This is a genomic window from Nostoc sp. NMS7 (assembly GCF_017115085.1).
Taxonomy (GTDB): domain Bacteria; phylum Cyanobacteriota; class Cyanobacteriia; order Cyanobacteriales; family Nostocaceae; genus Nostoc.
This window is the reverse complement of the sequence record NZ_JABXKJ010000028.1, coordinates 1-13,106: the sequence shown is the minus strand read 5'-3', so window position 1 is coordinate 13,106 and position 13,106 is coordinate 1. Positions and strand designations below refer to the sequence as shown.

Annotated in this window: 11 protein-coding genes; 7 read left to right on the top strand and 4 right to left on the bottom strand. The window is 41.9% G+C overall.

The annotated features are described in order from the left end of the window. Positions 1-34: 34 nt before the first annotated feature. Entirely contained in the window at positions 35-466 is a 432-nt protein-coding gene (locus HWQ38_RS02085; protein WP_292789628.1) for a hypothetical protein, read from the bottom strand. Between the two features lie 205 nt (positions 467-671). Then, positions 672-2,651 carry a serine/threonine-protein kinase gene (locus HWQ38_RS02080; RefSeq protein ID WP_292789627.1) on the bottom strand — a complete coding sequence of 660 codons (1,980 nt, stop codon included), beginning with the start codon at positions 2,649-2,651 and terminating at the stop codon, positions 672-674. 287 nt (positions 2,652-2,938) lie between these two features. Here HWQ38_RS02080 and HWQ38_RS02075 point away from each other — a divergent pair, with 287 nt between their 5' ends. The 3 genes from HWQ38_RS02075 to HWQ38_RS02065 all read left to right on the top strand — a co-directional run bounded on the left by HWQ38_RS02075 (position 2,939) and on the right by HWQ38_RS02065 (position 9,093). Further along, positions 2,939-4,474, top strand: a complete 1,536-nt coding sequence (locus tag HWQ38_RS02075; protein ID WP_292789625.1) for an NACHT domain-containing protein — start codon at positions 2,939-2,941, stop codon at positions 4,472-4,474. Positions 4,475-4,485: 11 nt separating this feature from the next. Next, complete coding sequence (locus HWQ38_RS02070) at positions 4,486-4,818, top strand: fertility inhibition FinO-like protein (RefSeq protein WP_292789624.1); 333 nt, start codon at positions 4,486-4,488, stop codon at positions 4,816-4,818. A 771-nt stretch (positions 4,819-5,589) separates the two neighbouring features. After that, positions 5,590-9,093 (top strand): plasmid replication protein, CyRepA1 family, encoded by a 3,504-nt coding sequence (locus HWQ38_RS02065; protein ID WP_292789623.1) that lies wholly within the window; start codon positions 5,590-5,592, stop codon positions 9,091-9,093. 176 nt (positions 9,094-9,269) lie between these two features. Here the strand turns inward: HWQ38_RS02065 and HWQ38_RS02060 are convergent, their stop codons facing one another. Further along, on the bottom strand, positions 9,270-9,917 hold the full coding sequence (locus HWQ38_RS02060; RefSeq protein ID WP_292789622.1) for a site-specific integrase: 648 nt from the start codon (positions 9,915-9,917) through the stop codon (positions 9,270-9,272). 313 nt (positions 9,918-10,230) lie between these two features. On the opposite strand from HWQ38_RS02060, the gene HWQ38_RS02055 reads away from it, so the two are divergent. Continuing rightward, a complete protein-coding gene (locus HWQ38_RS02055) occupies positions 10,231-10,926 on the top strand; it encodes a hypothetical protein (protein ID WP_292789621.1) in 696 nt (231 codons plus the stop codon). Here HWQ38_RS02055 and HWQ38_RS02050 read toward each other — a convergent pair. Then, positions 10,923-11,315: a hypothetical protein gene (locus HWQ38_RS02050; RefSeq protein ID WP_292789619.1), complete on the bottom strand. Its 393-nt coding sequence runs from the start codon at positions 11,313-11,315 to the stop codon at positions 10,923-10,925. The genes HWQ38_RS02055 and HWQ38_RS02050 overlap by 4 nt on opposite strands. Positions 11,316-11,818: 503 nt before the next feature. Here HWQ38_RS02050 and HWQ38_RS02045 point away from each other — a divergent pair. From HWQ38_RS02045 to HWQ38_RS02035, 3 genes are read left to right on the top strand one after another with little or no spacing between them, the layout of a single operon-like run. Then, positions 11,819-12,109, top strand: a complete 291-nt coding sequence (locus tag HWQ38_RS02045) for a hypothetical protein (protein WP_292789617.1) — start codon at positions 11,819-11,821, stop codon at positions 12,107-12,109. A gap of 44 nt (positions 12,110-12,153) precedes the next feature. After that, a complete protein-coding gene (locus HWQ38_RS02040) occupies positions 12,154-12,615 on the top strand; it encodes a hypothetical protein (RefSeq protein WP_292789616.1) in 462 nt (153 codons plus the stop codon). A 2-nt stretch (positions 12,616-12,617) separates the two neighbouring features. Beyond that, positions 12,618-12,956 carry a hypothetical protein gene (locus tag HWQ38_RS02035; protein WP_273770085.1) on the top strand — a complete coding sequence of 113 codons (339 nt, stop codon included), beginning with the start codon at positions 12,618-12,620 and terminating at the stop codon, positions 12,954-12,956. Positions 12,957-13,106: the final 150 nt, after the last annotated feature.

Genomic DNA, 13,106 nt, shown 5'->3' with positions numbered 1-13,106 from the left:
TCACATAGCACACTAAAATCAAAGCCTGGGTCTGTTAATTCCAGAGAGAGCGCATTTCTGTTTCCCAACGAAATTCGTAACTAGTGACCTCTACTGTATAGCTAGTAGCATTCTTCACAGGATGCCAAGAAATTGTCGGTCGGGTATTCAAAAGTATATTTCCATAGGGAGTAATCAGCTTTAGTGAATCTTGATCCTCACCTGGGCCTTTCATCTTCGGACAGCCATGCCGATTTAGAGGTGTACATTGCCGTCGTTCTGCTTGAACCTGTGGTGGCGTACATATACCTGAGACACCGAAAACAGCACTCTGCTGAAATTCTAAAACCTGACGACTGGAATAGCATACAGCTTTAACCGTACTTCCATTAGCTGGGTTAATCTTATCTCCTAGACAAATCTCGCTTCCGACTGCTAGATAGCGATCGCTATCACTGACAATTCGACCAACTTCATTAATACACATACGCTTTGCTACTAGTTGGGGTTGAGCCAATACGCAAAGAGAGTTTGATAGAAGCATTATTGATGCAATTGTTACCAATGGAACTCTAGAGACTTTTTTCCCTATTTCGTTTCTTGAGTTGGGTGTGGCTGGATTGGGCATTGGAAAATCTTGTCTTATTCTCTGCAAGTTAGTAGCATAACGGGATTGGGTGATAAAAAAAAGCCTATGGTGAAGATCCCGGCATAATATCTCCCAATAACCGCTTTAATACTTGCTTCCTCCATTTCTGAACCTCTAACTGGTTAGACTCTGCAACCAAGCAGACTTCCCAGGATATCCTGGCATGATTAATTTCACCCTTCATTTCATGTACCTGTGCTAGCAGGCAGTAAGCATCTGTTCTTTTGGAGTCTAATTTAATCGCTTTTTCTAAATATTCCTTCGCCTCGCTATACTTCTTTTGCCCTAATTTTGCCCAGCCTAAATTCTTGTACAAAGTAGCTTGACTTTCAGGGTCTTTAGTTTTTTGTAAGCCTTCTAGAGCTAAAGCGACTGCTGCATTATAATCCCCAGTTATATTCTTTAATCTGGCTAGATTATTAAGAGGTTGTGGATCTCCGTTGCTATTTTTTATAGCTAATTTATATTGAATTTCCGCTAATTCGTATTCTGTTCTGTCATCATAAAAACTTCCCAATCCATAATGCCCTTCCCAGGTATTAGGATTTAATTGAAATAGTCTTTTATAACTAGAGTTCACACACTCGTCATCAAGTAATTCTTGACATAATAAAGCCAAATTATTGTAAATCACTACATCTTTAGGATTAAACTTGATAGCTAGTTCATAGTATTTTTTAGCTACTTCCGGGGCGATTCCGCGACGTTCAGCCTGCTCGAAATAGAAGTTAGAGATTGAATAAGTTAAACTAGGATTGTATTTGACTGCTGATTCAAAGTCTTTTTCAGCATCTATAAGACGATTTTCTTTATGCAATTTTTCCCCTTGTTCCAGAAAAAAGTTTGCTACTAAAGGATTTAACTTATAATTCCAATAAACTGATTTCTGAAAATTGTTTTTGGCTTCATCAAACCTATTTTCTTTTTGAGCTTTTTTACCTTCATTTAGATAATAACTTGCTACTACAGGTAGGGATGCATATATCAAACCAGCGATGCTTATTAAGCTTAATACAAACGCACTAATTTTAAATGGCTTTGATTTAATTACTCGATTAAGCTTTGATTGAAATGGTAAGCGCTCTAAGCGCTGCAAAATTACTCGTGTAGTTTGCGGACGCTGCCCTGGCAAGGGAGCCATTAATTCATCAAGAAAATCCGCAAAAGGCTTGTCAATCTGCCGTGCTTTATCCCTCCAAATTAGCCTCCCTGTTTGTTCATCTTTAGGCAGGTCCATCAGTTGAAGTCCAGTAACTAGTTGGACAAAAGTTCGACCCAAAGCAAAAAAATCTGACTGTGGGACTGCTTGCCCTTCAATTTGTTCTAGTGGGGTATAACGGGGCGTAACGACGGCTGTAATTTCGTATCGTCCTCCCCTACCTGTATTAGTCCCCCCACTCCCACTAACTTTAGCTAAGTAAGTATTAGTCAATCGCCGCACAGTACCAAAATCAATTAATGCTAGTTGACCAGTTGGCTGAAGAACTATATTAGAAGGCTTGATGTCTCGATGGAAAAAATCAGAACGGTGTACTGTATCAAGAATTTCAACTAACTGTTTAAGCCATTCTAATGCTAGAGATTGTGAAATTGGATCATTAGATTCTATCCATTGCTCCAAGTTTTTTCCCTCAAATTTATCCATAACTAAGCAATGTAATATTAGGCGACTATTCTTAGGAACAAATATGAAAAAATCGTCCACAGTGCTTTCGGGAATATTAGGATGCTGAATCAGTTGCAAAGCCAGAGATTCATGCTCGATCAACTTAACTAAATTAGGAGTATCCCATTTCAGAACTTTCATGACTCGCCGATTAAGACCAGGATTCCATTGAGTACCAGCATCGTCTACTTCAAAAACTTCAAAATAATTAAACGGGTTATTACCAAGTTCTCTCAATGGTTCAACTAGGCGAATACGGTCGTTGATAAGCAGCGAAGTACCACACGACAGGCAGTTTTCAATGTCATTAGGATTTTGACGGTTATCGCAAAAAGGATTGATACAATAGCATGACATATTTGGAAAACTTATATAAAGCAGATGAGAATTGACTCTTGTGTGTTAACTAACTCACTAAATATTTCACTGCTAAGTTGCTCACTAACTGGCTTACAGGCATAAATTTAGGCATATTCAGGGCTTAGTAACAATATTAGAAATTTGTATGCTACTCCTGCTAAAATAAGCAATTACAAACGGAAAAGCCTAGTATGATTATGTGTGTTATGACACGCTATTAAAATAACTCTAGTTATGGAATTTAACTTAAAAATATCTATTTCTCTATTGGCACAAGGATAGTCATGGATTTTAACGCTGAACAAAGGCTGAATTTACCACTAAATCCTTCCCTCTCTTCGGCTACCATAACAGGACGGAACTTTCCGGAACAAAATTGTTCCAAAATAGTAACTTTTGAAGATGCTTTGGTTGTAGTAGATGACCTAGTATTTACTAAGACAGGTAGACGCTTATCTGAAGCTGAAATCACTGTCCTGAAAGGAACATGGAATGATTGTGATTACGAGGAGATAGCAGAAAATTCACCTTATAGTCTTAATTACTTACAACGGCGTTTAGCTCCTCAACTATGGGATGTACTGTCCGCTACCATTGGAAATGGTGAACGGGTTTACAAAAAGAATCTGCGGAATTTTTTAGAACTAGTAACCCCAAAAAAGTATCATACTCAACCAGTACCAAGTGCAAAGCAAGTAACCCCTGCCGACAACTCTCTACAAATTATTGGAGGTCAACCACCTGATATATCTAGCTTTTACGGACGGGTGCAGGAACTGGCTGATTTAGAAGAATTAGTAACCAAGCAGCGTTGTATTTCACTAATAGGAGTGCCAGGAGTTGGTAAGAGTACATTGGCTGCGAAGTTAATAGCAGCACTTAGTGTAAAATCTCAACCTAGATTTGATTACTTTTTCTGGAAATCAGTGTCTCATGCACCATTAGTTCAAGACTTAGTTGCTGAACTGATAGAACAAATACAAACTGTAGAACCCTCTTTGAACTTCCCTGAGTATACCCAAGGAAGGATTACAGTGTTGATTAAGCAATTGCAATCACGTCGCTGTCTACTGGTATTGGATGAATTTGACGCATTATTCCAGAAAAATAACTTTGAACAACGGTTAGAGTATGAAACATTTTTTCGTCGCTTACTGGAAGACCAGCACCAAAGCTGCTTGCTTCTAACTGGGCGAGTTTTCCCTAATGAATTCGATAGTTTAATAAGGGCTAAACGATCTATTCAGTATCTCAAAATTAAAGGCTTAGATGCAGATGCTGCAATGCAGCTTTTAGCTGCCCAAGGATTAACTAATCCACAAAAGTGCCATGAGTTGATTAAAACATATAGCGGTAATCCATTGGAACTAGAAACAGTAGGAGAACGGATTAACTACTTTTTCGGTGGTAGTACTGAAATATTTTTTGAAAACCAAACTACATTTGTTAGCAGTGAGATTGAAGCAATGCTCGATAAAATGTTCACTCAAGTGTTAAGTAAAATTCAGAGGCAGATTATGATTTATTTAGCGAATGAAATAGTTTCAAATTACCAATCCATTAGTTTTGTTAAGCTATTAACTAATATAAATCAAAGAGATAAAGCATCTTTGTCAACTTCCGAATTGGTCAAAGCATTAGAAAAACTTGAACGCCTGTCATTACTAGAAAGCATTAAACATCCAATTACAAAAGAAATTACTTTTACTCTTCAACCAGTAATTAAAAAGTATATTTTGACAGATCCACAGGGGTTAGTACATACATCTGATACTTTACCAACATTAGCGATGCCTACGGCGGCAAGCTACGCATCTTAAAAGAGGTAGCTATGATTGCAGGAAAACTAGAAATCACAATTAAATCTATCAACGAACTGCCACAACCCAAGACCGTAGAGAACGCTTGGCAGGAATTTGACCTAGACTGTGACGGACGCATCACAACAATCACAGTTAAACCAAAGATTTACAAGAAACTGACCGATGTAACCAGTAATTACCCACAGTGGGTAGCAGCGATGTCTAACGACAAGCCGCGAAGCGTCTACGCTGGTAAACTCGGTCAGCAAACAGACAACGGGTTCGTGCTGGAGGAACCCAATATCAAAGTTTTCGAGCGCAAGCCCAAACCAGAGGCAACAGCCACAGATGGTGCTGCTTGAGCCAGGGTAATCATACCCTACACAGAGGTGCTACCAACCCTCGATTACCCTTAAAGCAATCCTTAACAAATGTGGAGGTCACAAGTAAAAATCAAAACGATGCTAGATACCAGAAGTTCTGTAAGATCAAAACTAACAACAAATGGGGGGAAATATACAACAGCACCAAAAATTTAAAGGACAAATGCCACTAAGGAGTAGGCGTTTTGTCCCAGACTTAAAAACAGAATAACCTCAGAGGGGGGTTATCTCACAAGAACCAAAGCAGTGGCATTTGAAGTTTGGCGACTTGATTCCACTGACTGGTCAGACGAGATTGAATCCGCTGCTTCTCGTATTATACGAGAAGCCACACGAAATACACTAGTTTCGTGTGGCAGTTTTTGCTGCTGAAATTCAAAAGATTTTGTAAAGTTAAATTTGATTAAGAAATATCCCGAATTTTGTAGCAGAAAGCAGTAGCAGCGCAATAAACCCCCTCTGAAGCTTGTCAACCAAGTAATCAGGGGAAAATATCGTGATAAATAGCAAACCCAAAAGCGCTGTATTTGAGCGCATGGGATGTGATAGTGCAGCTTTCGCACGGCAACTTTGTGCTGTGGCATCGGGTAATTTCAGGAATATCCTGAATAGAGCAAGAGTTTCGCAGCCTGAAACAGAGGCTCTTGAGCGCTTGCGCGCTTGTGTGCTTGTGCGCTTGTGCAGAGGAACGAAGGAGAAACTTTTCAGATTAAATACATCTCTCTCCAAGGAATTCCAAGGGGAGAGCCGATGAATAGCGCGACAACTGAATATCCCAACAATCTCACGGCTGCTGAACACCATGAGCTAACAGTTAGTAGCGCCATTCACCCGGCACTGATTGAGAGCAGTTTCTTCCACATTGAGGGAGAATCAGTTTACGACTACCTGTTCATCTCCAATAAAATCCCCCGGAAAAATGCCGGTCGAGTCACAGATGCATACATCAAGATGTATCAGCATCTCTTACTGGGGGGAACATGGATTCAATCTCTTGACCCGTTTAAAAATTGGCAACCAATGGAGTGGGGGCGGATTAAGCCAAACTTCCCCCGTATTGATTGGGAAAAAGGGAAACCCGTTAAGTATGAATCACCCCCCAAAACCCCCAACCGCGTTACCTACTTCGATGTCGCTAACCCCATCTGGGACAAAGTAGCAAAACGTTATTTAATTAAGCGCTATCATTCCCGAGTAGCGCTGCGCTTACTGGATCAACTCAATCCGCTAATCTTTTGGGAGTGGGTGAAACAGCATCCAGAGATTCCGATTATCTTATGCGAGGGTGAGAAGAAAGCTGCTTGCTTGATGAGCCTGGGATTTGTAGCGATCGCACTTCCTGGAATTTGGAACGGGCGCGTGGGCAAACAAGATTTTGATGAACGGTTGCATCCTGACTTAGTACCAATGGCTCAGGCGGGACGCAAGTTCATAATTCTTTTCGACTACGAAACCAAAGCCAATACCCGTTGGTCAGTGTTTCAAGCCACTGTTCGTACCATTAGAACTATCGAATCCCAGGGCTGCACAGGTGAAGTGGCATTGTTGCCAGGCCCAGAAAAGGGGGTTGATGATTTTGTGGTTGGTCGCGGTAAAGATGCTGATGCCTTACTAACTGCGATCGTTAATGATGCCAAATCACTTAAAGATTATCAGCGCTCGTATCGGACGAGAAAATGGGGGTTAACCAAATATAAACCCGATGTGACAGTTAACGTCCGTTACCTGACTGACGCTTTCATTAAGAAAGAAGCCCGATTCTTGCAAGGGACACATCATCAAACTGAGCTTGATCGCTCTAGTATGATCGTAGAGTTGCCAGCAACCAACAATAAATTTGAGTGCTTCAACCCAAACAGCCACTTGACAAACCCTGAAAAGGAAAAAGAAATCTTATCACAGATATCTCGCTACCTTACTATGCCAGTGTCGGGGCTGCTGGTACTGTGGAGCGACATGGGTACAGGGAAAACTGAACTCATGCGCTGGTGGCGCGAACAAAACCCCGAAGCTCGATTTCTTAACAATGGGCATCGCGTTAACTTGTTGAAAAATCTGGCTCTACGCCTAGAAACTGCCATGTACTCTGACTTGGGTTATGCAGGTTTGGCCCAAGCCCAAGCTCTTAGTATTACTATCGACAGCTTGCATAAGCTCAATACCCAAGCCCTCACCTACGGCTGCATATTTATTGATGAAGCCTGCCAGTATCTCACCCACTTACTACACAGTAATACTTGTAAAGAACATCGAGCAGCCATACTCGAGGTGCTGGAATATATAGTATACAATGCCCCACTGGTTGTCATCGCCGATGCTCACATGGATGACCTGACGGTGGACTTCTTTCGCTCCATGCGTCCAAAAGACGAAATCCCGTACATTGTCAAGAACGAATGGAGAAATGGCTCACGCACAATTTACTGGTACGAGGGTAGTAATTCTTCCGCTCTGGTGGCGACTATTTCGGCAGCGTTGATGAACGGGCAGAAAATCATGGTAGTTTCTGATTCCAAACGTTTCATTAAGAAACTTGAACAATCATTCTTAGTGCAGATATTCGACTCTACTGAATCAGAGACATCGGAAAATACTTTGAGTCAGTCTAATGGTGGCATTGGTATACAGTCGCCAAAACTACGCATCTGGTCTGTTCACTCCGATAATTCTGGATCTGAAGAAAACGTCGCTTTCATCAAAGATATCACCAACGCGGTTAAAAACCTCGATGCCTTGTTCACTTCCCCCAGCCTGGGAACCGGAGTAGACATTGCCGAATATCATTTTGATGTTGTATTCGGTGTATTTCATGGAGTTTCCCAAACTGCTACTGAATGCGCCCAACAACTTTACCGCTATCGCCCAAAAGTTCCGTTTCACGTTTGGGTGGCCCCGCGCCCTCCCTTTGATTATAAAGATACTAACGCTACCAAGATTAAAGAACGACTCTTGCAATCGAACTCTATGACGGCTTTTTTAATTCGCATTGACAGAGATTCGGGTAAACGTGGTGCTGAGAAAGATTGGGCGTTAGATGCCTATTGTCAAATTCTGGCTAACCGTAACTATTCTCTGAATAATCTGCGTGATGATTTGCGACTGCTCTTAACTGAAATGGGTAATACTTTTATCTCAGTGGGCAGTGACGACGATCATGAATCTAGTGAACGGATGAAAATTGCGGCTGCGGCTTTGGACACTGCCCATTATTCGGCTGTTGCTAGAGCCAATAATATTACAGCGAGTGAGTATCGCGCCCGTCAGAGTAAAGATTACCTCACTCCCCAAGAAGTTTTTGAAAACGAGAAGTTTCGGATCTCTGACTCTTACGGGATCGATGTAACAAGAGAACTAGTCGAACTCGATAATGGCGGTCGATTAATTAGAGCGATCACTGGACTTGAAGCCATTTTATCAAAACCAGAGGGAATAATTATTGATAATACCACTGAAAGAGTTTACCCGGAACCTCCAAAACTTGTTACCACCAAAGACCGCACCGAACGAGAAAAGCTACTTCTCTGTATGGACTGGGGTAATTACTCGGCGCGGTGGTTGGCACGGTTCAACTTGGGTTTGCATCAGATTCTCCAAAAATTGGTAGCTGGGGGCGAGATTACTGCAACTGATCCAGAATTAGTGAATATGATTGCGATCGCCTCATCTTGTGCGGCTCATGTGAAAGCAATTCTTGGGTTTACTGTCCCCAGTGATTGTAAACCGATTTGGTTGCTGGGTACTTTAGTTGAACAACTGGGGCTAAAGTTGACCTCCCGCAAGCAGGGTAAGCGTGGTCAACAGGTGACAATTTATTCGCTATCTAAAGAGGAATTGGAATTTGCAAAACAAGTAATTGCTCATCGCCAAAGCAAACGAGAGTGCATTGTATCCTCCCATTCTTATCAGGCTACAAGAGAGGCTGGCTATAGGGTTGAGGCTGATTTATCACCCGTATCCACCCCCCCCTATGATTGTATAGAGAAACCCCATAGGGAAGGGGGGGATACTACCGAATTTGACCCACCCCCAACAGATCGCACTACCTTACTCCATTGCGTGGAAATGCTTCGTTCTGGTATCAAGCAGGGGGTAGACGCGATTAAGGGCATACTTAAGCGATGGGTTGGGGATTTGCGCTGGGAGACGGTGCTGGAGTTGGAAGCGATCGCCGCGAATGAACTGCGACGAGTGGAGGCTCAAGTCCCGGAATTTTACGCCTTGCTGAATGAAGATGTGTTGCCGATGTCGGAATAGTGCCTACGCCGCGACTGAGCTACGTAAATAAAGAGCAATCTATGCCTCAATTTTATCAGTGGCTATCGGTTCAGGTGTTGCGGATGGAATTGTCAATGGCTTTTTGGGAAAAATCACTTTACGCCTTATTAGTGAATGATCAGAGATAGATCAACTAAAGTATATTTCCTGATCTATCACTCGGCTGAAATTCCTGTGTTATTCGCATTTGCCTTGTCAAAATTACTGCTGCTCACGGATGGTGGTGATAGCATCGACAACGCCGCGATCGCACCCCGTACTTGGGATGGTTCCACCTCCAGGTAATTTTGCAGTTGCTCTAAGCTGCGATGTCCGCTAATTTCTTGGATGACTCGTAATGGGATTCCGGCATTACTCATCAGTGTCAGGGCTGTTCTCCGACAACTGTGGGTGCTTGCTCCTTCGATGTCCACTCGTTCACAGGCTTCTCGAAAGATCAGGCTTGCATATTCTGGGTGCAAGTGACCACGACCCCATCGCCCGGGAAACAAAAAACCGTCACGGGAGTTTGTCGATTTGTAAGTAGCTAAGAAGCACCTTAGTTCTTCTAAAATTGGAATGGTGCGGGTAGCTAACTTCCCCTTGCTGTTCCCTTTGCGGATGATCAGTTCTGCTCTGATCCGTCCCTTGCTGTTATAAACATCTTTAATGTTTAGGGTAACTGCTTCATTGACGCGACAACCCGTGTACAGCATCACTGCACCGAGTGTTCTATCCCGAACTGTAATTAACCCCGAAGTGAACAGACGCCCGATTTCTTCCGGCGACAAAACCTTTGCCTTTCCGTGACGGTCAATTTTCACCCCTTGCACTACCCCCGATGGTTAATCATCCTATCAGCGATCAGTTCATACAATTTTAAGGTGATGAAAAATTGGATAAGGCAATTCTCTAAGTGTTTAAGCCGGAGATAAAATCCTTAATAGTACAATTTTACTATGAAGCCGAAAAAATGACCGAGCGTAGTAATCCCCTCTGCTCCCTGCTTGTTCGGTCATGCTTTAAAAAGCAATCGCACTTATGCGCTGACGATGGTAGCATCAAGGTAATTATCATGATGAATTAAGCGATTAAATGAGCGCGGACAGTTACGGTTTACCTAGATGATACGTAGAGATGAGCAATACAGGGCGTAAAAAAAAGTTAGCATCTTTCAACTGTGACGAAAAGATGTGGTCGCAGTTTATCGCCCGTTGCAACTCCAAAGGCACGACTGCAACAGCCACGCTCACAGAATTTATCGAACTCTACTTAGATGATTCCCTAAATAACCTTGATGCAATTGGTGACAATGATTTAGATAAACGCCTGGACTCTAAGATTAAGGCAAGTATTGAGGATTACTTGGTTACTAGTAACAATAGTCACCTCAATCCGACCAATGAAGCGATATTAGCTATTTGCTCACGACTTGATCATATTGAGTCACAGTTTTTAAGTGAATCTGATAGCCATGAAACCGGAACAATCCATAATATAGCCGATTTATCACAAAAAATTGAACAGATGACAGCCCGAATGACACAGTTGGCTGAGGCGATTATCAAAATTCAAAATTATCTGAATAACCAACCGAGACGGACTAAGAAATCGTACTACAATAATTCATCCTATCAAGGGCAAGTTCCTCGAATGCAACCATTAACAGAAGAAGGTTTAGCTTCAAGACTTGGTTTAGCAATAGAAACTGTACGTGAGCAGAGAAATAAGCTGCACTCACCGCTTTTTGTGGCATGGTGCAAGGGTAAAGATAGAGCAGGGTTAGGGTGGGAATTTAATCCTGATACAGAACTGTATCATCCGGTAAGTTAGTCGGGAGCATCCAAATATTTTTTCAACGTGTAGAGGCAATCTGGAGCTTTGATTCCACTAGCGTAAGGCAATTTATAAGATGCCCAAAGCTGCCACCGTAAGACATCAACTCCAATCGCTGCACTACCGAATTGTACACGACAGTCTTTGTCTGGGTTTTGTATAACATTTTTGATTATGGTGTTTACAGCCTCCATCTTCAAATTATTGGTTATTCCCATTGGGAGTTTGGTAAGCCACTGTTTTATTTGTGGTGACTGTAGCCAATCTGTTATTTGTTCCTCGGTGGGAGTTAGACGATTGGCTAATAGCGCGGTCTTTTCGTCATCTAGATTAACTGGTTTTTTTGGTTGGAATAGTTGGTGAAAACGAGCGTCTGGATTTGACATAAATTAGACTAAGAATCAGAAGATATCTGAATTATAGATAATTGAAATTTTCCTAGCAACAGTTAATTATATTTAGAAAGATTAAGATAAATAAATCCCAAGTATTTTTCAGATTTAAAAGACAAGGCATTAACAAATGATTAGCTAATTATGCTATAAATATTAAATAAGTTCGTCATGCAAGTATCAAGTAAATACTATGCACCCAATAGAGTTTAAGAAGAAGTGGAAATTAACTTATCAAGAGATGGCGTTCGTATTAGGATACGAAAGTTACGATACTGTCCGAAGCTGGTTCAGGTGTGGAAAGAAGCATCGAAATCCAATGAAGGTTGTTCATACAACTTGCTGGCTTCTGAATGAGAAGTGGGAACGCGAAGGAAAAAAAATAGTTGCTTTTTACCTATAAATATTTCCTAACTGGGTAAAATGTCCCCTTCCCCGCCACGAAAAAGGCGGGTATTTTTATATGTAGTTAGAAGTGACAAGAAGTTCTCAGAATCATGGGGATAGGGGGGAATGCTTGGCAAAATGAAGAACTAACAAGACCAGAAGTTGCAGCGATGTTAAAGCCAAAAGTTTCTGCAAGGCAACTGCAAGCATATTTAAATATCGCTCGGAAGTACTTGCCAGAATTCAAGAAATTCACCAACAAAAAAACAGGTGGTCTAAATGGCATGAGCAAGTTATACAAGTGTCATATTGCTCCCCTTCAAGAAATTCGCTCACTAGCTAGAGAGCATACTTTAGCTGATATAGAGAATGAGTTTCATCAAAGAGGATCTCTAAGATGATTTTGATGTTTGTCGAAGAACGATGAAGAAAAGGAGCAATTCTCTTGGCATCTAATAATTCTGTTAATAATTCTGTGCGAAGAAGACAATCTCAAATTCTGGCTAAGGCACTCGCGGTGATTGGGCGCAAGTATCAGCATCACATTTACGCGGCAGGTACGGCGACAATCATTGTCATGCAGTCGATGCCCTCTTATGGTTGGGGCTTATTCGATTCGGCTCAGACAGCAATGACTTGTATGTTCGGCGGCGCTGGTGGTATCGGCGCTGGTGGTGCGGCTGCCGCTACCGCCGCCATCAAAGCACTTCCCGCAGTTATCAATGCAACCATCACAGTGCTTTTGTTTGTATACTTTGTGGCTTCTGGGCTTAAGGTTGCCAACGGCATTGGTGAAGGACAGGAAGTAACGCAGATGGTTCAACAGCCCGTAGGCGTGTTTTTCATAATCCTGGTGCTTTGGATTGCTCAAAGTATCTTATTTAACGGCGTTACAGCCGCTTGTTAGTGATGAGCGAGTACAATAAATCGCCCATCAAACGGGTGAATCAGTCACTTGGTCAAAATGCAACAATAGGCATTTTTACTGGCTTTCAGTTTGCAGTCGCCTTATTTATGTTTGGCGTGGGCTTCATCATAGCGATTATGTTTGGGGCAGGAATAGTTTGGGGACTGCTGGCTGGTGTTTGGTTGAGTGCAACTGTGATAGTTTTATCTGGCAAACGTCCTTACTTGTTCTGGTCAAGAGTGTTCCCAAGCGTTCCAGTTTTCACTCGTGGCTATGTCAGATATTCTTCGCCCCAAAACAAAAAAAGGGCGGGTTCAAAGGGGATGCCTAAACTATGGTAAAAAGCAGCATTCGTAATCAAAAAATAGTACCCTTTGAAGACTTTCTAGACCTAGCAACTTTAGTGAAATTCAAAAAGGGTAACTATGAAATTGGGGCTTACTTGTTGAGCAAAAAACAAGTAAGCGACACTAACAACACCCTGCAATTAG

Bases quoted from the DNA above. Each gene is read 5' to 3' on its own strand.
- HWQ38_RS02075 (WP_292789625.1), top strand. From the start codon at position 2,939: ATGGATTTTAACGCTGAACAAAGGCTGAATTTACCACTAAATCCTTCC.
- HWQ38_RS02050 (WP_292789619.1), bottom strand. From the start codon at position 11,315: ATGTCAAATCCAGACGCTCGTTTTCACCAACTATTCCAACCAAAAAAA.
- HWQ38_RS02055 (WP_292789621.1), top strand. From the start codon at position 10,231: ATGAGCAATACAGGGCGTAAAAAAAAGTTAGCATCTTTCAACTGTGAC.
- HWQ38_RS02085 (WP_292789628.1), bottom strand. From the start codon at position 466: ATGTGTATTAATGAAGTTGGTCGAATTGTCAGTGATAGCGATCGCTAT.
- HWQ38_RS02065 (WP_292789623.1), top strand. From the start codon at position 5,590: ATGAATAGCGCGACAACTGAATATCCCAACAATCTCACGGCTGCTGAA.
- HWQ38_RS02035 (WP_273770085.1), top strand. From the start codon at position 12,618: ATGAGCGAGTACAATAAATCGCCCATCAAACGGGTGAATCAGTCACTT.
- HWQ38_RS02045 (WP_292789617.1), top strand. From the start codon at position 11,819: ATGGGGATAGGGGGGAATGCTTGGCAAAATGAAGAACTAACAAGACCA.
- HWQ38_RS02080 (WP_292789627.1), bottom strand. From the start codon at position 2,651: ATGTCATGCTATTGTATCAATCCTTTTTGCGATAACCGTCAAAATCCT.
- HWQ38_RS02070 (WP_292789624.1), top strand. From the start codon at position 4,486: ATGATTGCAGGAAAACTAGAAATCACAATTAAATCTATCAACGAACTG.